Source organism: Actinomyces sp. HMT 175 (assembly GCF_016694895.1).
Classification (GTDB): Bacteria; Actinomycetota; Actinomycetes; order Actinomycetales; family Actinomycetaceae; genus Actinomyces; species Actinomyces oris.
Genome location: NZ_CP068012.1, coordinates 2,079,261 through 2,102,265 on the forward strand (window position 1 = coordinate 2,079,261; position 23,005 = coordinate 2,102,265).

Annotated in this window: 14 protein-coding genes; 6 read left to right on the forward strand and 8 right to left on the reverse strand. The window is 69.7% G+C overall.

Going from position 1 to position 23,005, the window contains the following annotated elements:
* Nucleotides 1-68: 68 nt before the first annotated feature.
* Both JJJ14_RS08825 and JJJ14_RS08830 read left to right on the forward strand, forming a co-directional pair.
* A complete protein-coding gene (locus JJJ14_RS08825) occupies nucleotides 69-1,301 on the forward strand; it encodes a cysteine desulfurase family protein (RefSeq protein WP_201443899.1) in 1,233 nt (410 codons plus the stop codon).
* A gap of 35 nt (nucleotides 1,302-1,336) precedes the next feature.
* Entirely contained in the window at nucleotides 1,337-1,702 is a 366-nt protein-coding gene (locus JJJ14_RS08830) for a DUF5655 domain-containing protein (RefSeq protein ID WP_075377966.1), read from the forward strand.
* Between the two features lie 195 nt (nucleotides 1,703-1,897).
* On the opposite strand, the gene JJJ14_RS08835 is transcribed toward JJJ14_RS08830, so the two are convergent.
* Nucleotides 1,898-2,194: a hypothetical protein gene (locus JJJ14_RS08835; protein WP_201443900.1), complete on the reverse strand. Its 297-nt coding sequence runs from the start codon at nucleotides 2,192-2,194 to the stop codon at nucleotides 1,898-1,900.
* Between the two features lie 410 nt (nucleotides 2,195-2,604).
* Here JJJ14_RS08835 and mnmA point away from each other — a divergent pair, with 410 nt between their 5' ends.
* Both mnmA and JJJ14_RS08845 read left to right on the forward strand, forming a co-directional pair.
* Nucleotides 2,605-3,792 carry a tRNA 2-thiouridine(34) synthase MnmA gene (gene mnmA / locus JJJ14_RS08840; RefSeq protein WP_201443901.1) on the forward strand — a complete coding sequence of 396 codons (1,188 nt, stop codon included), beginning with the start codon at nucleotides 2,605-2,607 and terminating at the stop codon, nucleotides 3,790-3,792.
* A 141-nt stretch (nucleotides 3,793-3,933) separates the two neighbouring features.
* The gene (locus JJJ14_RS08845; protein WP_201443902.1) at nucleotides 3,934-6,231 is read left to right on the forward strand and encodes a hypothetical protein; all 2,298 of its coding nucleotides are present in this window, start codon (nucleotides 3,934-3,936) and stop codon (nucleotides 6,229-6,231) included.
* Nucleotides 6,232-6,374: 143 nt separating this feature from the next.
* On the opposite strand, the gene JJJ14_RS08850 is transcribed toward JJJ14_RS08845, so the two are convergent.
* The 7 genes from JJJ14_RS08850 to JJJ14_RS08880 all read right to left on the reverse strand — a co-directional run bounded on the left by JJJ14_RS08850 (nucleotide 6,375) and on the right by JJJ14_RS08880 (nucleotide 19,122).
* Nucleotides 6,375-9,533 (reverse strand): DUF4132 domain-containing protein, encoded by a 3,159-nt coding sequence (locus JJJ14_RS08850; RefSeq protein ID WP_201443903.1) that lies wholly within the window; start codon nucleotides 9,531-9,533, stop codon nucleotides 6,375-6,377.
* Nucleotides 9,534-10,249: 716 nt separating this feature from the next.
* Entirely contained in the window at nucleotides 10,250-12,394 is a 2,145-nt protein-coding gene (locus JJJ14_RS08855) for a hypothetical protein (protein ID WP_201443904.1), read from the reverse strand.
* Nucleotides 12,391-13,548 (reverse strand): VWA domain-containing protein, encoded by a 1,158-nt coding sequence (locus JJJ14_RS08860; protein ID WP_236592785.1) that lies wholly within the window; start codon nucleotides 13,546-13,548, stop codon nucleotides 12,391-12,393. Before JJJ14_RS08860 ends, JJJ14_RS08855 begins: the two co-directional genes overlap by 4 nt.
* Nucleotides 13,549-13,562: 14 nt before the next feature.
* Nucleotides 13,563-16,109: a DUF5682 family protein gene (locus JJJ14_RS08865; protein ID WP_201443906.1), complete on the reverse strand. Its 2,547-nt coding sequence runs from the start codon at nucleotides 16,107-16,109 to the stop codon at nucleotides 13,563-13,565.
* Nucleotides 16,106-17,230, reverse strand: coding sequence for an ATP-binding protein (locus JJJ14_RS08870; protein ID WP_201443907.1), 1,125 nt, complete (start codon nucleotides 17,228-17,230; stop codon nucleotides 16,106-16,108). The genes JJJ14_RS08865 and JJJ14_RS08870 overlap by 4 nt, the downstream gene beginning before the upstream one ends.
* Before the next feature lie 55 nt (nucleotides 17,231-17,285).
* A complete protein-coding gene (locus JJJ14_RS08875; protein WP_201443908.1) occupies nucleotides 17,286-18,266 on the reverse strand; it encodes an electron transfer flavoprotein subunit alpha/FixB family protein in 981 nt (326 codons plus the stop codon).
* A 97-nt stretch (nucleotides 18,267-18,363) separates the two neighbouring features.
* Complete coding sequence (locus JJJ14_RS08880; RefSeq protein WP_201443909.1) at nucleotides 18,364-19,122, reverse strand: electron transfer flavoprotein subunit beta/FixA family protein; 759 nt, start codon at nucleotides 19,120-19,122, stop codon at nucleotides 18,364-18,366.
* 203 nt (nucleotides 19,123-19,325) lie between these two features.
* Here JJJ14_RS08880 and glgX point away from each other — a divergent pair, with 203 nt between their 5' ends.
* Together glgX and trpS are read left to right on the forward strand one after the other, a co-directional pair.
* The gene (glgX, locus tag JJJ14_RS08885) at nucleotides 19,326-21,719 is read left to right on the forward strand and encodes a glycogen debranching protein GlgX (protein ID WP_101558547.1); all 2,394 of its coding nucleotides are present in this window, start codon (nucleotides 19,326-19,328) and stop codon (nucleotides 21,717-21,719) included.
* A gap of 70 nt (nucleotides 21,720-21,789) precedes the next feature.
* Nucleotides 21,790-22,902, forward strand: coding sequence for a tryptophan--tRNA ligase (gene trpS / locus JJJ14_RS08890; RefSeq protein WP_201443910.1), 1,113 nt, complete (start codon nucleotides 21,790-21,792; stop codon nucleotides 22,900-22,902).
* Nucleotides 22,903-23,005: the final 103 nt, after the last annotated feature.

Consider the following 23,005-nt stretch of genomic DNA (forward strand, 5'->3'; position numbering starts at 1 on the left):
TGTGCGGGCGGCGCGGAGGCCGCGTGCGGACCATTCTGGTCGCCGGTGCCGCCGTCTAGGCTGGGGGTGTGCGCACCTATCTCGATCATGCCGCCTCGGCCCCGGTCCGTCCCGAGGTCGCCCAGCAGGTTGCCGAGGACCTGGCCAGTGGGCTCGGGGGCTGGGCGAATCCGAGTGCGCAGCACACTGCGGGCCGGCGGGTGGGGGCCCTGCTGGCGCAGGCGCGCGCCCGCCTGGCCAGTGCCCTGGGGGTGGATGCGCATGAGGTGCTGCTGACCTCCGGTGGGACCGAGGCCGATGCCCTGGTGGTCTCGGGGCGGGCGCGCGCGGTGCCGGGCGGGCGGCTGGTGGTCTCTCCAATTGAGCACCCGGCGGTTCTGGACTCGGCGCGCACCGCCGTGGACCAACTGGGGGCGGGGCTGAGCCTGCTGGAGGTTGACGGCGCGGGGCAGGTCAAGCTCGACTCGGTGGATCGGGCGCTGGTGCCGGCGGGCAGTACCGACCACTCCCCCGCGTCCTTGGTGTCGGTGATGACGGCGAACAATGAGACCGGCGTGGTGCAGGACATGGCGGCGCTGGTGGAGCGCGTGCGGGAGGCCAGTGGCGCCGGGCGCCCCGGCGAGAGCGGGTACGTGCCCGTCCACTCTGATGTGGTGGCGGCGCTGGGGAAGGTTCCGGTGGACTTCCATGGCTGGGGCCTGGATGCGATGAGCCTGACGGGGCACAAGCTGGGGGCGCCGGTGGGCGTGGGGGCCCTGGTGGTTCGCCGCGACCTGGCGTTGACGCCGGCCACGGGCGGGGGCCGTCAGGAGCGGGGGCTCCGCTCGGGTACTCAGGACGTGGTGGCGGCCCGGGCGCTGGCCCTGGCGGTGGAGCTGGCGGTCGCCGAGCGGGAGGAGCAGGAGGCCCGGCTGGCGGCGCTGCGACGTCGGATCCTGGAGGGGGCCGGGGCGCTTGCGGGCGTTCACGCCACGTTGCCGGAGGGTGCCGATCATGTGGCTTCCACGGCGCACCTGTGGTTCGAGGAGGCCGACGCCGAGGCGCTGCTCATGGCCCTGGACCTGGCGGGGATTGATGCGTCGGCGGGGTCGGCCTGCCACGCCGGGGTCACCCAGCCCAGTCACGTGCTCCTGGCAATGGGCTTTGAGGAGGGGCCGGCCCGCTCCACGCTGCGCTGCTCCCTGGGCCGGGAGACGATCCCCGACGACGTCGAGCGCCTGCTCGCCGCCCTGCCCGCCGCCCTGGAGGGAGCCAGGCGATCCTGGAAGGTGACGCACAAGGCGGCCGGGACACACTCGTAACAGCATCCAGTCCGACGACTCACGAGGAGCACCGCATGCCCACCACCTCGAACAAGATGATCGGCGACTTCAGCGGCAAGCCGGCATCGAACGCCATGTACACGGCGATCGAGTCCTACACCCTCTCGCTCGGCTCCGTCACGAAGCACCTGACGGCCCAGGTGAGCTTCTCCGTCAACCGGAAGTTCCTGTGGGTCTGGGCCTATGAGAGGACGGGCGACGGCACCCTGTTCCTCAACGTGAGGCTCGATCGTCCCGTGGAGGATCCGCACGTCCACCGCGTCGACCAGGTCAGCGCCAACAGGTGGAACCACCACGTCGTCGTCAAGACGATGGAGGCCGCACAGAGCGACTGGCTCCGGGACCTCATTCGCGCCGGCCATGAGTTCGCCGCCCGTTGAGCGCCCCTCAATGGCCACGCAACAGCGCCATGCTGCCGGCCATCCGCTCTGGTGCCCGAGTTCTTGGCCATCGGGGACGTACTTGGTGACCGAGGACTGCGATATCCCCCAAACGACTGGAGTCCGTCAGCAGTCGTGTGGGGGAAAAGTACGTCCTGGGCGGAGAACGCAGTTCTCGATCCAGCGCAGCCCCTCTCACACGCGGTCGACGAACTGAGCGGCGATCTCCCGAGGAACGGGGTCCCATTCTTGTACGTACCTAATGGCTCGCGCACTCCCGTCGCTTCTCCCGGAGTCACGCAGGCGCCGTACCTCGTTCCGGTCCAGCGGGCTCTCCGAGAGCATGCGATCGATCGACAGGCTGTAGGTCTGCCGGAAGAACATGCGTTCCTGCTCGCTCTTCGTCATCGGACGCTCTCGACTGTCTGCTATCCGCCAGATCGCCAGCAGCATGGCGAAAATAACCAAGAAGGCCAACCACGCATCAGACATCGCGACTCCTTTCGTGAACGATGAGGCAAGAGCACCATGAGCACACTGACACGCACTGCCACGCCTTTGTCGAGTCGAGCCCGACGAACAGCATGCCACCGCTGGGCAGGCGCTGCTGGAACATGCCTGGGCACTACCGTCACATGCTCACCCGCCACGCTGAGAATGCGCTTGCACTCCCCCGACGGAAAACGAAGAACCCTGGGCATCAACACTGATCGCGCAGGGTCCGGGCGAAGCTGCCGGCGCCAGTGACGCACTTGTCAGGTATGACATCTCCTCCCTCAGCGCCGTCTATGCCGGGCACCACGAGGTCCCCTGGGTTGTTCCGGTTGCCCCGTTGCGGTCGACCTGCGGTAGCCTGCCACGGCCTGTAGCAACGGCTACCCGTCTGACTGGAGGAGATCCTCGTGCGCGTCCTGGCCGCCCTGTCCGGTGGAGTCGACTCCGCCGTGGCCGCGGCGCGCGCCGTCGACGCCGGCCATGAGGTCGTGGGCGTCCACATGGCCCTGACCCGCAACCGGGCCCAGACCCGTTCGGGCTCACGCGGCTGCTGCTCCATCGAGGACTCCGCCGACGCCCGCTGGGCCGCCCAGATCCTGGGCATCCCCTTCTACGTGTGGGACCTGTCTGAGGAGTTCGAGGAGCGCGTCGTGGCCGACTTCCTCGACGAGTACCGCGCCGGGCGCACTCCCAACCCCTGCGTGCGCTGCAACGAGCGCGTCAAGTTCGACGCGCTCCTGGAGCGGGCCCTGGCCCTGGGCTTCGACGCCGTCGCCACCGGTCACTACGCGCGCCTGAGCGGCGGCGCCTCCTCCGGCCGCCCCGGGGACACCGAGGGCCTCACGCTGCGCCGCGCCGTCGATGCCGCCAAGGACCAGTCCTATGTCCTGGCCGTCTCCGGCCGTGAGGGCCTGGCCCGGGCCCTCTTCCCCTTGGGGGATGCCCCCTCCAAGGCGCAGGTGCGTGCCGAGGCCGAGGCCCGGGGCCTGCCGGTGGCCTCCAAGCCGGACTCCTACGACATCTGCTTCGTGGCCGACGGCGACACCCGCGGTTTCCTGACCCGCTCGCTCGGCGCCCACGAGGGCACCATGGTCTCCCCCGACGGCGAGGTCCTGGGCACCCACCAGGGCTACTACGGCTTCACCGTCGGCCAGCGCAAGGGCCTCGGCCTGTCCCGCCCGGCCGAGGACGGCCGCCCCCGCTACGTCATCGAGACGCGTCCGGCCACCAACGAGGTCGTCGTCGGCCCCGAGGAGTTGCTCAGCCGCACCGCGGTCGACGGCGACGGGCTCGTCCTGCTCGCCGACCCCGAGCCGCTCACCACCGGCCCCGACACCGGCACCACCGATTCTGACGGCTCCCCCGCCGTCGGCTGGCAGGAGGCCAGCATCCAGGTGCGCGCCCACGGCCGCCCGGTCCCGGCAAGGGTCCGCGTCGATGCGACGCGCGGGCTCCTGCACGCCGACCTGGCCGTGCCCTTGCGTGGCGTGGCCGCCGGTCAGAGCCTGGTCATCTACGGCGGCGACGACGGCGACCAGGTCCTGGCCCAGGCGACCGTCGCGTCCGAGCAGTCCCCCAGCCACGCCGTCGCCTGACGTCCCACCCGGGCTGTGCCGGATACGGACATGACGGCAATTTCCCCGGACATGTGCCCGCACGACAGGAAGTCTATTCAACCGATCGGTATGAATCTTATTCCGCCTCTCGGCCGGCCCATTTCCTTCTAGGCTGCGGTTATGTCTCCGTCTCCTGACTCCCCTGCTCCCGAATCGCCTTCCCCGGAGGCCCCCTCATCCACGACCCCGCCGCCTGCGGCGCCGCCCCAGGGGCCTCCTGCCCTCACCTCACCGCCCCCGCCTCAGCGGCGCCGTCGGGCACGGCTCGGGATCCTCAGCGCCGTCGTCACCCTGGTCCTGGCGCTCGGCGGTGGAGGCATCTGGGCGCTGACGCGCAGCTCCGACCCGCTCTCCATGGTCACGGCCCCGATCCTCCAGGCACAGCAGGACCTGTCCAACATCGGCAAGGAGCTCGCGGCGGCGCCCTTCGACGCCAACGGCACCACGACGATCACCAGCAAGCAGCTGACGATCCTGCGGGTGATCGCTGATCGACGTGAGGCACTGGTGGCTTTGAACCCGAGCTCATCATCGTCCTACGCCGCGTGGCAGGTCCCCATCCCCGATAATCTGGCTGGCCAGTACCTCGACTGCCGGATGAACGCCAAGACCTTGGACTGCGGTGACCAGATCAGCATCGATCTGGCCTCGGGGATCAACTCCCCCGCCAAGCCCTCAACTGTCTCCGCCGAGGCCCCCACAGCGCCCGCCTCACCGGTTGCACCCCAGCCCAGTGACGCCCGCTCAGCCACTCCCTCCCAGAGCGGGCCCTCGAAGATCCCCAATGGCATGGCCCCCACGAACCCCGTGGGTCCCGCGGCTCCCTCCGCCGCCCCGTCCTCCACTCCTGGCGCACCGGCGTCACCGAGCACGCGGGCCTCGGGACCGGCACCCGCCTCGGTGCGGCTGAGCGACACTCCCGGGGACGGAAAACCCCTGTCGGTCAGCTCCGACGGAACCGTGAGCGTCAACCGGGAGAAGGTCTCGGGACTGAAGCTCGACGGCTCCAAGCCGGTATGGGCGACCCGAGTCGAGGCGCCCCGCAAGCTCGTCAGTGTCAACCTGCCGATGAGCCGTGATGTCTGGGTGGTCAGTGACGGCGTCACCGTGGCCGGCCTGGACGGCAGCAGCGTACTGTGGTCGAGCAAGCTCCCCGAGGGCGCGGGCGCTCTCAACACCTTGGGCACCGAGGTGGTACCCCGCTGGCAGACCAGCAAGGGGGCCCTCGTCATGGCCTACCCGGACTCGCTGCGCGCCCTCGACCCGGTCGACGGGAGCACGATCTGGCGGGTCTCCACCCCGGTGACCTCGTGGGCGGCCGGCGATGGCTACGTCGTGGTCTTCAACGGCTCGACGACGTCGGTCATGACCTTCGACTCCGGCTCGAGCTCGCCCCGCGCCACGGCACTGCCGACCTCGGCCCCGACCTCCGCAGCCAAGCCCGCCCCCAGCCTGGAGGAGCTGGGCGGCACCACCCTCGATGTCCCGACCGTTTGCGCCGACGGCTTCGCCTCCGTGGTCCGCGGCACGACGAAGTCGCAGGTGGTCGAGAAGATGAAGGATGACAAGACCAGCCTCACCTTCTCCAGCGGCACCGCGACCGCGGCGGCGGGCAACGGTCCTGGCGGAAGCAACTTCACCGTCGCGCTGAAGGAGGCGCAGCCGGGCTTCTTCGGCTCCTCCCCGGTGACGGTCGCGGTTCTGGAGTGCAACAGCGGCACCGCTGCGGCCTTCGACGTCTTGGCCGCCTACAACGGGGACAAGCAGATGGTCGGCTCCCTCATCATGGAGGGCAGCAACGAGATCGGCTACACTCCGGCAACCCATATGGAGAACCTGCGCGTCGTGGGCGGAACCGTGCTGTTCAACATGCCCCAGCTCATGGTCGCCGGGGACATGGACTGCAAGGCCTGTTCCGGTTCGGGGACGGCCGCCGTCGCCGCTCAGTGGGACGGTGAGTCCCTGGCGCTGTTCGACGTCGTCTACCACCTCCCGACCCAGGACATCCACCGCCCGTCACTGGTCAAGGTTCAGGCCGTCTACGACGCCCTGGCCGCTAAGGAGGACAGTAAGGTCACCGACCAGGTCGACTCCGCGGTGCTCTCCTCCCTGGATGAGCCGGCCGGCTCCACGCAGGCCGGTGACGCCACGGCGCGCAGCGCCTACCTGCCCAAGGGAGGCAAGGTGGCCTCCTGCCTGCTGGCGGGCCCCAAGGACTCGTTGTTCGGGACCATGGTGATCTCTGAGGATCTGGCTCCCGGGTCGATCCTGTGCCCGATCACCTCGGAGGATCAGTCCAAGCCCTGGATGCAGCCGCTTCCCAACCACCGCGCTCAGTTCGAGTACGGGGCCTGGCTCATCCTCACTCCCAGTGAGGACGGCTTCAAGGTCACCGGACTGGGGCACCGGAGGAGCTGATACCTCGTCGGGTACGCAGGGGGTGGAGCGGATACGGATCCGCTCCACCCCCTTTTGCTGCAGGCTCGCTGAGGGCGACTCTGAACCGCGTCATGCCGCCATCGACGAGCGTGGCCGAGCCCCGCGGGCTCTCGTCACCGCCTCTAGAACAGTCTGGTCCTGTCCTCCCAGTCCGGGTCGTAGGCTCCCAGTGCCGCCAGGGCTGCGTAGTCCGCGTAGCTCTCGGCCAGCAGCGGGGTGGGCACCTCGTCCAGCGCCACCAGACGACGACCGGTTCCGCGACGCAGCTCCAGGCTGCCGGTCGCACACGGGGTGTTACCGTTCGACACGTAAGCGCCGGTGAAGGTCAGTGCGACGGTGAGGCTCGCTGTGGGAATCGTGCGGAGATACTCGGTGAACCATCCCCCATCCTCCATTCCCCCATGGCGGTAGCCTCGCTTGGAGGCGATATTGCGCACGGAGTAAGCGTCGGTCATGTGCCCACGAAGATCGGTGAGCCGCTGCTGGCCCGGCGTGATGACGGGTGCGAGGGCGGAGAGCTGGTCGAACAGCGGCTCGACCTCATAGTCGGTCAGGTGCTCGCGCCACGCCGTCACGGCATCGGGCCCGATGACGGTCCCGTGCGCCACGGCGATCTTCCCTTGCCCCGGGAGGTCGACGACGGCGTCGTCGACTGCCAGCAGCTCCCCTTCCGGTGTGGGACGGAAGACGAGCGGCTCACCACCGTCAGCCGGGACGAACTGCCAGATGACCCGAGTGACGAGGTGCCTCATGAGCGGGTGGGCGAACAGAAGATCACGCCATTCGGTAGGGCTCCACCCCCGTTCCACGCACATGGCGTCGTAGAGTCGGCCGCTTTGGCCGGAGAGCACGTTCTTGGCCTCCTTGCGGGAGGCGGTGAGCTGTTTCTTGGCGGCTTTGACGGCGTCCGCATCGTCGTCGGCCCGGGGTGCCGGCAGTGAGGCCCGGATCTTCCCCTCCGGCCCGGTCAGTGCGATCTTGAAGTCCGCGGTCAGCCGGCCGGTGAAGGAACGGGCTCCGTAGCTCAGGTGCAGCAGGCCGTCAGACCCGAAACCTGCGGTGGGGACGGTCCGGTCCTCCAGCTGCTCGGTGCTCCAGCCCCGCTCGACGGCGACCTCGTCCAGCAGCTCGCGGGCGGTCTTCTGCAGGCTCGCCATCTTGTGACGCTGCGCCACGCCGATCAGCACCTGGAGAGCGGGGTCCTGGCCGTTGGCTCGAAGAGCCCGGATGAGGACCTCGTACTGGGGTCGACGGTTGCGGTGGTTCCGCATGTAGCTGTGGGCCAGGGTGGCGAGCTCGCCGCCATCGGTTTCAACGGCGAAGGCCATGAGGCCCTTGTCGGCCATCGCCGAGCCCAGGTACGTCCCCTGATGCTCGTCATAGACCTCCTTGACGTAGCTCTCCAGAGGTCGAGCCAGCTTCTGCCTGGCCACCTCCCGTTCCTCGGGGTCGTCGCTCTGGGCCGCCGAGCTCCACTGCAGTTGGATGGCCTGATGCCGCCTCGCCCCGAGGCTCTGGGCGTAGGAGAGGCTCTCTTCCGGGCTCGGGTGGGCCGTATCGTGCGCGATCCAGGCCCGCACCAGGTGGAGGGCCAGCCGACGGGCGTCCTGAGGATCCAGAAGAGAGAGGTAGAGGCCGATGAGGCCCCGGCCGTCGGGGTCCTTCATGATCGCGGCCAGGGTCACCCACCAGCAGATCACCTGTGGGCTCACTGGACCGCCGTCTCGCCAGTGCACAGTGGGCAGGCCGTCCCAGTCGAGCCAGTCCGGACCGGCAGCCGGGTTGGCCTCCAGCCCCTCCACAGCCTCCTGCTGGAGCTGGTCGGCAGACAGCAGCTCGGTGAGGTCCTCACCGCAGGCTCGCATGGCTTTGAGCATGCTGGCTCGAACCGCAATATCCTCCTCCGTGGCGCAGGCCGCTCGAAGGGGCTCGACGGATTGCTGAGGCGCCAGAGAGGCGAGCCACTCGGCCGCTGAACGCCGAATCTCCGCTGACGGATCCTTGAGCATGGGCTCAGCCAGAGTGGGTGCGGCCGAGGAGGCGCTGAGCAGGCGCTGCGCCCGTCGACGCACCCGCGGGGAGGCCGTGACGGCCATGCGCGCGAGCTTGGGAAGGATCTGGGAAGGCAGTCGCGGGAAGACCTCAAGGATGTCCAGCGCTCGAGGAGCGTTCTCCGAGCTGTCGAGCCCTTCATCCAGGACATCGAGGTGCTCCCACACCCACGGCCACAGCATCTCAGGATCCCCCGTACTCCAGAACACGTGATCCACCGCGGCGTCGATCGGGAGGTTGAAGTGTCTCAGCACGGCTTCGATGGCTCGAGGATCAGCAGCCGCGCCCTCTCTCCACAGCAGGGTATCTCTCCATCTGATGGAGGGGTCGTTGACGGTCAGTCGCAGGCGGTGGACGACTGACAGGGCCGGCACGAAGGAGCCCACCCATCCGAGGCGGTACCTCTCGAGGATGGCCGGAACCCCCGTTGACCGCCCCTCGGCGACTGCGATGAACTCCTCCACGTCCTGCTCGGTGGCCAGGTACCTCGCGGCGACCTCCTCCCGCGACTCCGCACCGTGAGGATCCCAGGCGTCATCGACGATCCGGTTGAGGATCCGCCAGAGCTGCTGCCGGGCCGTATCGGCCGGCTGGTCGAGAGCGATGTGCTCCACCTCCGGCAGGACGACGGGAGCCTGTTCGGACTCCTGGGCCGCGCACTGGGAGAAGGCCGCGCGGGCACGCAGCTGTTCGACAGCAACGGCGAGAACGGGGTTGTTCTCGGCTGCGACGTCGAGGAGATCCGCATCCGGCCCCTCGGCCAGGTGCTCAAGCAGATCAGTGGAGCGCTTGCTGCCCGCCTTGCTGCGGATCGCCTTCCCGGCCAGGAGCTCGGTGAGGGCCTCGCGGCGTGGGGCATCGGGAACCCGGCTCAGCATGTCGACGGCTCGGAGACGCGTTTCGCGTTCCTCCTCCAGCGTCAGTGGGACCAGGAGGTGGGCCACTGGCTCAAGATCCATGTCGAGATCGGCCAGGAGCAGCACAAGATCACGACGGTTGTAGTCGCCCAGAGTGCGGATGAACGAGGCCGGAATCCGCGATCCCTGCGACTGAAGGTACTCCGTGATTCCCGGAAGGTGGCACGGAGCTCGGCCCTCGCCGTGAGAGTACGAGTCTCTCGACAGCCATAAGGTCAGTACCTGGGAGAGGAGCTTGCCCGCTTTGACTCCATCGAGAGCCAGGACCTCGGCGAAGCGTTCAGGCACCCATGTCGGGCGTTCCTTCGCCATATTCACTGCCTTCTCCTCCCAGGGGGAGACGGTTTTGACGACGTCCTCATTCAAGAGGAGCAACCACAGAGGGGTGAGAGGCTTCCGGCGCCAGTCTTTTTTTCCCGGAGTATCAGCTGCCCAGATCGCACGAAGGAGCTGACCATATCGCCACCACTGCTGAGCACTGAACGCTTCATGACGATACAGACTGTCACGTAGCGCATACAGAACCCGACGACGATCTCCAAGCGGATCTCTCATATCCGAGGGCCATGCGACACCTACTGCAGACAGTCGATCTGCGAGGTCGTCCCTCACATGAAGCCCTCGATTCAGCGCGCCAACGCCACCGAACAACGCGTCCGTCTCCGACTCCTGCCACACGTGCTCCACGACGTCCTCAGGATCTCCTGAGAGCACATAAGCGACGGCCCTTTCGTGGAGGTCCTCACTGACCGCCCGCAGGGGCAGGAGTGCCCTGGCCAGTTCATCGGACGCGGCGCCCTCGCGAGTCTCAGCGACTTCTTCCAGATTCACAGCACTCTCCATCAGCATCCGCACAGCACATTCACTCGACTCGATATACCGGTCGGTAGCCAGGAATCCTACAGGCGCAGTTTCGCGCTCCGAGCACTTTCTCCTTTTCCGGCCGTCAGTTCCCGATGCCGCGAGGGCCATGCGGTTCGGATGGACCGTGCAGGCCGTGTGCCACTCGGCCGGTGGCTCCGGCAGTATCAGGGGGTCAAGGCATCGAGTCGGTCGACGACGGCGCAGGCCCGCAGCACGGCGCCGGGACTCGGCCGATCGCCCACCTCGGCGAGCGCGGCCGACAGGGTGGTGAGCTGGAGGTCACCGGCCCGGCGGACTCGCGTGCGCAGGACGTGCGCCACCATGCCGGTGGGTCGCATCGTCCCGGAGGCAGCGAGCGCGGTGAGCGCCTCGCGCACATCCTGGACCAGTACCCGTATAGAGGTGCGATCCTCCCCGTTCGTCTCGGCCTCTTGAGCGCGACCCGCCTCCGGGCCTCTGCGCGGCCGGCCGCACCCCCGTCCCGAGGCACCGCGAGATGGAGGGAAGGTGGCCGCCAGAAGGCCGATCCGGTCGTGCTCGCGCACGAAGACACCGGAGGGGCGGTCGCCCTCGACCGTGATGGCGTGCACCTGAAGGTCGCGGGAGAGCACGTCGGAGACCATCTGCATCTCCCAGCCTCCGACCTCCATGCACAGCAGGTACCTGCACCCGTCGGTGCTCGTCACCGGCAGCAGGTAGTGCTGGTGGACCTCATCGATGCTGATCGATCCCAGGCCGTCCTGGGCAACCAGGATCAGACGGAGCCGGGGCACGGGGGCCTCGAAGCGGGTGGCCTCCGGCCCGGAGCCGGTCTGTTGAAGATGATCGGCCACGGCTTCCAGGTCGATGTCGTCGTAGCCGGGATCAGTGCTGCTGCGGGTGACCGACGTGCGGTTGGAGGGGGCCAGGGAGCCATCGGGCCGGCGCTGAACGCCTGTGAGGCGCAGGGGGCCGGACAGGATGTTCCTCACCGATGTGCCCCACAGGAGGGTGGCGTCCTGCGAATAGTGGAAGGCGGCGTCGGCCCCGGCGGCGCGCCCGGTGGTGACCATCTCCGGCCGGCCCTTGTCCAGGTCCCAGAGTCTCATGGTCAGTCCCCGGCTTCCCGAGGGGGCCGTCCACCAGGTGGCACTCAGCGGGAGCAGCAGCCCGGTCCGCGCCGTCTCCGTGTCGGTTCGCCCGATGAGAGCCGGGTCGGGTGAGCCGGTGACGGCTGTGAGCGCCTGAGTCAGGGACCAGGCGGCGGCCAGGGCGCTGAGGACGGCGGACTCGTCGACGGCATCGTCGCGCTCGGCGAGCGCTCGGAGCCTCCCTGCGGCGGAGGTCAGCAGTCGGGACAGGCGGGGCAGCTCCTCCAGGCGGGTGACCTGGGTCAGACGCTCCAGGTCGGTGGCGCTGCGGGGGCCGGCGTGTGAGAGCCCTGCGGAGAGGAGTGTCTCGATGGAGGTTGCGACTGTTGAAACGACGTCTCGCTTCCGGTCATCGAAGGTGGTCTTCTCGTCCGGCCACGGCCAGGCGCGGTCTGCGCGGGCAAAGAGCCGGATGACGGCTTGAAGGCGCCAGGCCGCGTTGGCGGCCGAGGAGTGGCGTCCTGAGACGATCATGCCTCGTGGCCCCAGTCCTGCGATCACGACGATCTCGGGGGCGTCGGGCCAGGTGATGCTCAGACGTCCAGGGGCAGTGGTCACCTCGGTGCTGGCGGCGAGCCGATCCGGTGCCATTCCAGCCAGGGACGCCTGCGCGCGCCGCCGGGCCTCAGCTCCCAGGGACTTCTCGACGTCGGTCGGCTCCCAGGCGAGGACCTCCTCCAGGACCGGATCGCTCGAAGTCGCTTGGGCGGGTGTGGAGGTCGCGCGGGCTTCCGGGCATGCGGGGGCGGTTGGCGTGTCGGCGGCCGTGGTGCTCTCGTCGGCCCCGTCCCGGTAGATGGCTTGGCGCATCCACAGGCAGGCGGCGAGGATGTGCACGCAGATGCCGGCCACAGGGCAGGGGCAGCGCGCGTCCTGCGGGCCGGAGACGGTCAAGGTGACGGGAACCGGTGGCCGGCCGACGCCGATGGTCACCTCCTCGGCCACTGGCTGCGCCCCTGCTCCGGGGTCAGCCGGCTCGTTGACGGGTGCGACCCGGTCGGCGGCCAGCTCGGCGCGCCCGCGACGCAGTAGGCCCCGGTTGCCCAGGGCGATCAGGGCGACATCGTCAAGCGCACCGTAGACCGAGAAAGCAGCGGCCCAGGGGCCACCGTGGGCTTCCGGGGCCGGGGCGTCGGAGGCGCCGGCGGAGCGTTGGGACTGGCCGGTACGTTCCTTCATACAGTCACCTCAGCCAGCCAGGCGGCGAACCGGTCCGGGGTCATGGCGGCGATCCTCATACCGACCTCGGCCAGGCGCTCGGTCACGTCATGGTCGTACCAGGCGTGGCCCCTCTCGTCCAGGGAGGCCAGCCCCAGCACGGTCACGCCTTGAGCGACCAGGTCACGCACCCGTTTGACGAGGGTGGACACCGATCCACCCTCCTCGAAGTCACTGATGACCGTCACAATCGTTCGGCTGGGACTGGTCACGGTTCCAGCGGCATAGCCGACGGCGTTGGCTATATCCGTCCCGCCTCCCAGCTGACTGGTCATGAGAACCTCGACGGGATCGTGAACCATGTGGCTGAGGTCGACGACGGTGGTGTCGAAAATGGCCAGTCGTACGGACAGGCCGGGAAGACCCGCGAGGATCGAGGCCATGATGGCGCTGTGGAGCAGGCAGGAGGCCATGGAGGCGGACTGGTCCACGAGGATGATGACGTCCCAGGTCAGGTTGCGTCTCCTCTGGCGGGACATGAAGCGCACGTCCTCGACGATCATGCGGCCGGTGTCCGGGTCCACGTTGCCCAGGTTCGCGGTGATGGTGCGACGCCAGTCGAAGTTGCGCGCCAAGGCGTGAGGGCTGTTGCTGCGCCGACGGACTCCGCTCAGGGCCGTCGTCACGGGGTACTGCAGGCGCTCCATGATGTCGGCGACGATCCGGGAGATGAGGGCGCGCAGCCCGTCAGTGAGCTGGGGTGAGATCGTCCCCTTGATCCGCAGCAGTGCGGCCCCGAGCTCGGGACTGGTGTCGATGGCCTCGATGGCATCCGGGTCGGCCAGCAGCTCGGCGAGCCCGTACCGGGTCAGCGCGTCGCTCTCGAGACGCTGCAGGGTGGAGGCGGGGAAGAGCCTGCGGGCACCATCGAGCCAGTCGACCGCTCGTATGACCGAGGGTCCCAGGGTGGCTCTCGTCCCGTCGCCGCCTCCTGCGCCCAGCCGGTGCCCACGGCCCGTGTACTCGCGATCATAGACATAGCTCAGGGCGTCATCGAGGTCGGAGTCCTGATGCCTGCGCGGCAGATTCGGCTCGGCGTATCGGCCCAGCACCATCCGCCAGCGACGTGCTGCCAGATCGTCGTCCGGTTCCTCCCCAGAGGCGGAAGCGTTCAACGGCGTGCCATTCGTCATCCTGACCACTCCCCCAGTCCGTCACGCACCAGGGAGGCGACCAGCTCCCGTTCGAGCTGAGCCCCCAGCGCGGCGTGGGCCGGATCCACGGTCCAGACGGTGTCGAGATCGGAGGCGGCGGTCCCGACGAGCTGCGCCACTATCTCTGCCAGGCGATGGGTCTCCATGGGCCTCAGCGTGGTGAAGGCCCGGCGCAGGTCGGGCAGCGCGGCGACGAAGGCCCGATCATCAAGGCGGGTCAGAGCCCCGGTGACGGCCTCGACGGCGTCGGGAGAACGCAGAAGCACGTCCGGGGCGGTTCGCACCAGGCCCACGATGAAGTCTGCGGCCCGCGCCGGATCCGCACCTATGGCGAGATGAGTGACGACGGCGCGCACCGCCTCCTCCTCGCTGATTACCCGCACCGAGGCCGCGATGCCGGTGGCACAGCCGACAAGGGACGCGGCCGCGTCGCGGTTTCGACGCAGAACCTCGATCTCACGCAGTACCGCCCCGAAGCCGGCGCCCTGGGAGGCCTCACGCTCGCGCTCGTCGTCGCCGGCCGACCTGATGATGAGGTCCCGCACCGAGATGAGGGCGTCAACGGCCCCGGCCGCCTCCTGATCCTCCAGCCCGACCAGGCCGGAGACGCACCGGGCGATCATGGCGTCGCCCCGGTGCAGAATGGACCGGATCCGGGCGCCGGCATCGTTCAGACGCAGACGGGACGTGGACTCGATGAGACCCGCCAGCCGGTGCAGGGCCTCAACGAGCTCCCCCAGGTCGCTGAGACGGCCGAGGCTGTTCTCGAGGCGGTCGCAGACATCGCCGGCCTCGGTGCCGAGTCCCATGACCGCCAGCTCACTGACCAGCGCCACCAGGGTCTCAGCGCTGAGCTCACCGGTGAGCCGCTGGGCCAGTCGGGTTCGCACCAGGACATCGAGATCGGGGGCCTCCTGGGCCGCGCGCACGAGTGCGGCCTCCACCATGGGGGTCCAGCTGTAGACCCACTCCTCCAGGAACTGTCCCATGCCGGTGCCGGAGACGAGGTCGGCCCCTGAGATCTGGTGGGCGAAGCCGGAGCTGACGAAACGCAGGCGGGCGAGCAGCTCACGGCGCTCGCGGTGGCGAGGTCGGCGGCTGGTGTCGAGGCTGACGCGGTGCTCGACGGCGTCGTCGATGATGAAGCGCGCGGTGCGCAGGCGGTCGCGCACCTGGCGGACCAGTGGCGGGGTGGCGATGCCGTCGGGCACCTCTCCCACGTCGGAGGCGGCCAGGACGGAGGCGACGGCGGCTCCCAGATTGCCCGACAGCCCGGTTTCGTCCTTGACCAGGCAGCTGGTGAGGGCATCAAGCATGTCGCAGCGTCCGGGCCATGCCCGGCCGCGCAGTGTGGCCAGTCCCATGGCCTGCTCCACGGTGGCCAGCACCTGAGCGGTCCCCAGTGGCTCGCCGAGCCCGCGCAAGGCGGTGGCGACGTCAATGACCACGGTAGTGGCGAAGGCTCGGGCAGCCCCAGCCGACTCCGGGGCCTCCTGGGCAGTGCGCCGCCTGGCTCGTCGAGAGCCTGTTCCGCTGCCCGCGAGAGGAGCGGCCCCGGTGCGGGCCCGCCAGGCTCGCTGCCACAGGCCCGGTGAGGGCATGCCGGCGCCGTATCCGCGCAGGGCGTCGAGGCGTGCGTAGTCGTAGCGGATGAGCCATGCCGGCCCACCGGGTTGGGGCTGCGCCTCGGGCAGCCACTCGGCGTGCTCGGTCGCATCGAGGCAGTCGAGCAGTGCCATGGTGTGAAAGCCCCCGGTGACGACCGCGACCGGGGCGGCCGGAGCCTCGAAGCCCTTCCCGTCTGCACCGTTCGATGCGGATGATTCCGGCAGGTACCGTCTCAGGGCCGCCGCCATGACGGCCTCGCGGGCGTGGGTGCCGTCGGTATCGAGGGCCTCACGCCCGACGTCGAGCCGTGCTAGTCCCGCCCATGCCAGGGTGTCGGAGAAGAAGCCCCGCCAGGATCGTATATCGGCAGTGGCCCGGTCCTCGAAGAGATGCTCCCAGACCTCATCGTAGTCACGGCAGCCCAGGCGCCGGGCGAGGGCGTCCAGGCTGCGCGAGCGCGCCAGGTACCGCTCGGCCTGGAGCGTGCGGGCGACCCCGCCTCGCACATCACCTCGAGTGTCGCTGCGAGGATCGTCATCCTCTCGAAGGCAGGCGCTGCGGTCGATGAAGACAGCCTCGGCCCCGTGCTCCCCCGCCCACCGCAGGGCCACCCACTCCGGGGAGAACTCGGCCAGCGGGTAGTAGGAAGCCGTGCGCTCCCCCAGGGACAGTAGTGCGACCGGCGGCACGGTCCGCGGGTCCTGGAGGGAGGGCAGAAGGGCGGCGTACTCGACGGGCCCCTCGATGAGGACTGTGGCGGGACGCACCTCCTCCAGAAGCGCCGACAGGGCCAGGGCGCAGGCGGGCGAGTGGTGACGGATGGGGACGAGGTGAACGCCCGCCTCGCCCCAACGCCGCTGGGCGTCCACGGCGCGCTGGAGCCGGGCGGGGACCTGGGTCGTCGGAGCGCTCACTCCCACAGTCCTTGGGAGGCGACCAGGAAGTCTCTCCACTCGGCGCTGCTCTCGGCCCGTTCACGCACCACCGAGTCGAGGTAGAAACGGATGCGTGCGGCGTCCTCGTCCTCGCCCTTGAGCGCTACTCCCACCATCTGGCGGGCGATGTCGGAGGCCCTGACTGTGCCGTCTCCGAGGTAGCGGGCGCTCAACGACGCGGCCACACCGACGTTGACGGCCTCAGCGGTGGACATGACGGTCTCGGGGCGCTTGACCGGGGTACCGGCCTGCGTGGTCCCGGTGCGCAGGTCAGCGAAGGCGGTGACCAGGACGTCGAGTACCTGAGGGCTCATGGGTACCCGCTGCTCGCCGAGCTCGGCGTCCAGGGCACGCTCAATGAGCTCGGCCTCGAAGGCTCGGTCGGCAATGGGTCGCACCGTCTCGAAGTTGAAGCGCCGCTTGAGCGCGGAGGACATCTCGTGGACGCCGCGGTCACGCAGGTTCGCGGTGGCGATGACGTTGAATCCTTGAGCCGCGCTGACGCGGAAGCCGTCTCCCAGCTCCGGGACCATGAGCTGCTTCTCGGAGAGCACGGAAACGAGCGTGTCCTGGATCTCGGGCGGGCAGCGAGTGATCTCCTCGAAGCGCACGATGCTGCCCTGCTCCATGGCCTGGTAGACCGGCGAGGGCACCAGGGCCCTGCGCGTAGGGCCGTCGGCGATGAGGAGCGCGTAGTTCCACGAGTAGCGGACGTGGTCCTCGGTGGTGCCGGCAGAGCCCTGGATGGTCAGGGTCGAGGCGCCGCAGACCGCTGCGGCGAGCAGCTCGGAGAGCATGGACTTCGCGGTTCCCGGTTCGCCGACGAGCATGAGGCCCTGGCGTCCGAGCAGCGTCACGATCGCCCGATCGACGAGCGGGTCGTCCCCGTAGAACTTCCGGGTGACGCCGAGAACCTCGTCCCCGACGATGAAGGCGCGCACGGAGTGCGGCGACAGGCGCCATCCCCGGGGGATCTCCGCGCCGCGCTGGGCGTCGGCGGCCGCCAGGGCGGCCAGCTCATCGGCCCACCTCTCCTCAGCGGCAGGACGCAGTGGCTTGCTCGTCTCAGGCGCAGACCGTCCGCTCGATCCTGCGGTCATCTTCCTGCCTCCACAGATCGATCGGTGCTGCCTCGTCCGTCCACCCGTTGCCGTATCAGCCGCGCAGCCTGGCGAGCTCCTCGACGAGCTGGGGCACGACCTCGGTGACGTCGCCGACGACGCCGAAGTCGGCCATCTCGAAGATCGGGGCCTCGGAGTCGTCGCAGATGGCGACGACGGTGCCGGCCCCCTGGATGCCGCTGGTGTGGTGGACGGCCCCGGAGACGCCCAGGCCGATGTACAGGCGCGGGGAGATGGTCTCGCCGGTCTGACCGATCTGGGCGCTGCGCTCGATCCAGCCCTCATCGCAGGCCACACGGGTGGCACCGACGGCGGCGTCGAGCGGCTGGGCCAGGGAGCGGACCAGGTCGAAGTCGCCGTCCACGCCGCGGCCGCCCACGACGACGGTGCGCGCCTCGCTCAGGACCGGACCGGAGGCCACGGAGGTGGCCTCGCGCGAGACGAGGCGCACGGCGGCGGCCTCGGCGCTGACGGGAACCTCGAGGGGCTCGGCCGTCAGGGGCGCACCCTCGGCCGCAGCGACCTCGGCGATCCCGGGGCGCACGGCGATGATCGGTGCATTGCCGCCCGAGGCGACGCCGGCGGTGGTGGACCAGGAGCCGGACAGGACCAGCTTGGAGGCACGCAGCTCGGTGCCGGCGGCCTCCAGGGCGGTGACGTCGGAGACGCAGGCCGAGCCGAGCACGACGGCGGCCCGTCCGGCCAGCTCCTTGCCGCGGTAGTCGGAGACGACCAGGACCGCGGCGGGCTGGACGGCGCCGACGGCCGCCACGACGGCGTCGGCTGCGGTGGCGGGCAGGTGGGCGGCCTCACCCAGGTCGGCGGACAGCAGGCGGGTGGCTCCGGCGCCGGCCAGGGCCGCCGAGGCGGCCTCACCCAGAGGCTGGAGGGCCAGGGCGACGACGTCGCCGCCAGTCAGCTCCCGGGCGGCGGTGAGCAGCTCCAGGCTGGGGCCGGTGGGGGCGGCCTCGGTGGTCTCGAGGTCGACGAGGACGAGCAGGGGGGCATCGAGCATGGGAATCAGCTTCTTTCGCGAGTGGTAGGAGGCGGACGGGCGGCGCGACGGCGTCCAGCGTCCCTGCCGGGACGTGGGCGGGCGCTGCGGCCGGCCGTCAGACGAGCTTGTTCTCCACGAGCCAGGTGGCGAGCTCGCGGCCCGCCTCTCCGGCGTCGGTGCGGATGATGCCGGCCTCACGGGCGGGTCGGGCCTCGTCGTCGACGACGGCGACGGCCGGCTCGGCGATCTGGAGGCCGAGCTCGGAAACATCCCAGAAGTCGATGGGCTTCTTCTTCGCGGCGCGCATGGCGGCGAAGTTGGGGTAGCGGGGCTCGTTGGCCTGGTCGGTGACGCTGACGAGCGCTGGCAGCGGCGCACTGAGGACCTCGCGGACGGTGCCCACGGTGCGGGTGACGGTTACGACGCCGCCGTCGACCTCGAGCCGGTTGGCCAGCGTGAGGGCCGGACGGCGCAGGGCGGCGGCCAGGGCGCCGGGCAGCATAGAGGTCATGGAGTCCAGGGAGGCCATTCCGGTGACGACCAGGTCGACCTCGCCGATGCGCTCGATGGCGGCGGCCAGGACCCGGGCGGTGGTGACGACATCAGCGCCGGCCAGGTCGTCATCGGCCACGACGACCCCGGAGTCGGCCCCCATCTGCAGGGCGCGACGCACCCCGTCCTCAGCATCCTCCGGCCCCATGGTCAGGGCGATGACCTCGCCGTCGGCCTCCTCAGCCAGGGCGACGGCGGCCTCGACGGCATTCTCGTCGAGCTCGTTGAGGACGTCCTCCTCGCCGCGCACGAGGCGACCGTCCTCGATGCGACGCTCGGACTGGACATCAGGAACGTGCTTGATGCAGACCACGATTCTCATGGGCTCAAGGTTGCCATAACAGCGGCATCTCGCCACTGAGCGCTCAGTCACCCTGACACGGCGTCAGGACAGGGATGAAGACGACGCGATGATGACGAGGCAGTCACGGCGGGTGGGTTGAACGCGACGGGGCGCACTCCCACGAGGGAGACCTCACGTCCCTTTAAGTGGTAGCAACCAGCGGCCGCCAGGACAATGGGCCCATGCCTTCGACGCCAGAGCCCGCTCCAGCACCGCGCGCCGACCTGCCCGCAGCTCCCGACCACGGGCTGGGCGTCACCCTGAACGGAGATGGCGCGGACTTCGCGGTCCACGCCCCGCATGCCACGGCCGTGGACCTGTGCCTGCTGACCATGGATGCCGACGGCGCCGTGGTGGAGGAGACCCGGATCGGGATGCACGGGCCCTCGCGGGGCCTGTGGAGCGCGCACGTCCCCGGCGTTGGTGCCGGTCAGCGCTACGGCTACCGCGCCCACGGCCCCTGGAACCCGCACGAGGGCCTGCTCTACAACCCCCGCAAGCTGCTGCTGGACCCCTACGCCCGGGCCCTGGACGGCCACGTGGACCTGGGGCCGGCCGTCTACGCCCACGAGGTCACCGATGACCTGGTCCCTGCGGCCGAGCCGTGGAGGCCCTCACGCCTGGACTCGGCCGGCAGCACCGCCGTCGGCGTGGTCACCGGTGACACCTTCCCGGTGGTTCCGGGCCCCCGTGTGCCCCGCGAGCGCGCCGTCATCTATGAGGCCCACGTCAAGGGCCTGACCTACCAGCTGCCCGGGGTGCCCGAGGAGCTGCGCGGCACCTACGCGGGGCTGGCCCACTCGGTGACGGTTGAGCACCTCAAGGCCCTGGGGATCACCACGATCGAACTGCTGCCGATCCACGCCTCGGTGAGCGAGCCCTTCCTGACCAAGCGGGGCCTGAGCAACTACTGGGGCTACTCCACGCTGAGCTACTTCGCGCCCGAGCCCTCCTACGCCACGGCCGCGGCGCGTGCGGCCGGCCCGCAGGCGGTCCTGGACGAGGTCCGCGGCATGGTCTCCATGCTCCACGAGGCCGGCCTGGAGGTCGTGCTCGACGTCGTCTACAACCACACCTGCGAGGGCGGTGTCGACGGCCCGTCCTTGAGCCTGCGCGGCCTGGACAACCTGGACTACTACCTGCACGCCCCCTACCTGCCGGCGCAGTACATGGACGTCACCGGCACCGGCAACACGGTGGACTTCCGGGCCACGGGTGCGATCCGGCTGGTTCTGGACTCGCTGCGCTACTGGGTCACCGAGGTCGGTGTCGACGGCTTCCGCTTCGACCTGGCCACCACCCTGGGGCGCCACGCCGCGGAGTTCTCTCCGCGTCACCCGCTGCTCACGGCGATCGCCACGGACCCGGTGCTCAGCACGGTCAAGCTCATCAGCGAGCCCTGGGACGTGGGGCCCGGCGGCTGGCGCACCGGGCAGTTCCCCGAGCCCTTCCAGGACTGGAACGACCACTTCCGCGACACCACGCGCTCCTTCTGGCTGCATGACGCCTCGGAGATCTCCAAGGGCCGTCTGGGCTCGGACCTGCGAGACCTGGCCACGCGCCTGTCGGGCAGCGCGGACCTGTTCAGCCACGGGGAGTTCCCCGGTGGTCGCGGCCCGCTGGGCTCGGTCAACTTCGTGGCCGCGCACGATGGCTTCACCCTGCGCGACCTGGTGGTCTACGACCACAAGCACAATCTGGCCAACAAGGAGGACAACCGGGACGGCAACTCCAACAACCGTTCCTGGAACCACGGCTTCGAGGGGGACGTCGTCGAGGGCATCAACGGCGGCCCGATCGAGGTGCTGCGCCGCCGGTCGATGCGCAACCTGCTGGCCACCGTGCTGCTGAGCGCCGGGACCCCCATGCTGGTGGCGGGCGACGAGATGGGACGCACCCAGCAGGGCAACAACAACTGCTACTGCCAGGACTCCGTGCTCTCCTGGGTGGACTGGAACCTGGAGGTCTGGCAGCGCGACCTGGTCGCCACGACGCGATTCCTCATCCACCAGCGCCACAGCCACCCGGTGGTGCGTCCCTCGCGCTTCGCGACCGGGCAGGTCCTGGAAGGCGACGCGATCGCGGATCTGGCCTGGTACCGGGCGGATGCCGCACCGATGGACGGGGACTCCTGGCACGACCCGCACACTCGCGTCGTCCAGATGCTGCGCTCGGGCCACCCTTGGAACGACGACGACATGCTCGTGGTCATCAACGGCGCCCTGGACCAGGTCGATGTCGTCCTGCCCGAGGGACGCGGGACCGACTGGCACCTGGCCTGGGACTCGACCTGGGCGGTCCCCCAGCCTCACACAGCACCCTTCTCCCAGGCACGGCGCGTGAGCCGAAGCCCCCAGGACACCCAGGCCGACGTCATCATCGAGACGGACGGCTCCGGCGAGGTCAAGGAGGTCAGGACCACGGCCGCCGAACCCGAGGGCCACACCGCCGAGAGCCTCACGGACTGCCATCACGACCGGCCGGGCGACACGACGATGCTGGAGGCGCTGTCCCTGCGGATCTACTTCTCCGGTGAACCGCTGGAGACCCTGACCCCGGGCGCCGAGGCGGTCTGAGCCGGCACCACTGCGCTCGGGGCGGGCCGCCGTCGGCCTGCCGCCGCAGCGCACCCCCTAGGATGAGGGCATGACTCAGACCCCCACCGCGGCCGAGGAGGCCCTGGCCAACGCCACCAATGACGCCTCCCTGGCCCGATCCATCGCCCGCTCCGCCGAGATCGAGGCCGATATCGCCGTCAACCCCGGCCGCTACCGGATGTTCACCGGGGTCCGCCCCACCGGGAACATGCACCTGGGCCACTACTTCGGCACCATGCACTCCTGGAAGACGATCCAGGACGCGGGCGTGGAGACCTGGATCCTCGTGGCCGACTACCAGGTCATCACCGACCGCGACGGCGTGGGCCCCATTCGCGAGCGGGTTCTGTCCCTGGTCACCGACGCCCTGGCGGTGGGCGTGGACCCGCAGCGCTCGACGATCTTCGCTCACTCGGCGGTCCCCGCCCAGAATCAGCTGATGCTGCCCTTCCTGTCCCTGGTCACCGAGTCCGAGCTGCACCGCAACCCCACGGTGAAGTCGGAGCTGGAGGCCACCGACGGGCGGGCCATGAGCGGCCTGATGCTCACCTACCCGGTTCACCAGGCCACCGACATCCTCTTCTGCCAGGCCAACCTCGTGCCCGTCGGCAAGGACCAGCTCCCCCACCTGGAGCAGGCCCGGCTCATCGCCCAGCGCTTCGACAAGCGCTACGGGCGGGCGGTCAAGGACCACCCGGTCTTCCGCCGCCCCGAGGCGCTGCTCAGCCAGGCCCCGATGCTGCTGGGCCTGGACGGGGAGAAGATGAGCAAGTCGCGGCACAACACGATCGAGCTGCGCATGAGCTCCGATGAGACCGCCAAGGCCCTCAAGAAGGCCAAGACGGACTCCGAGCGCGTCATCACCTACGACCCGGCCAACCGGCCGGAGGTCTCCAACCTGTTGATGCTGGCCTCCCTGTGCGGGGCGGGCGCTCCCGAGGAGATCGCCGAGCGCATCGGCGACGGCGGAGCGGGCACGCTCAAGAAGGTCACCACAGAGGCCGTCAACGAGTTCTTCTCCCCCATCCGGGCCCGCCGCGCCGAGCTCGCGGCCAACGAGGACTACCTCCTGGAGGTCCTGAGGCAGGGCAACGCCCGGGCCAACGAGGTCGCCAACCGGACGCTCGACGACGTCCGCACCGCCATGCAGATGAACTACTGAGGGCCTGCCGGCCGCTGAGCCGGCCCGCACACCCCCTCGATCGGCCCGGTTCGCGACGCGCGTACCGGGCCGATCCGCGTCCTGCGAGCCGGCATGTGACTCA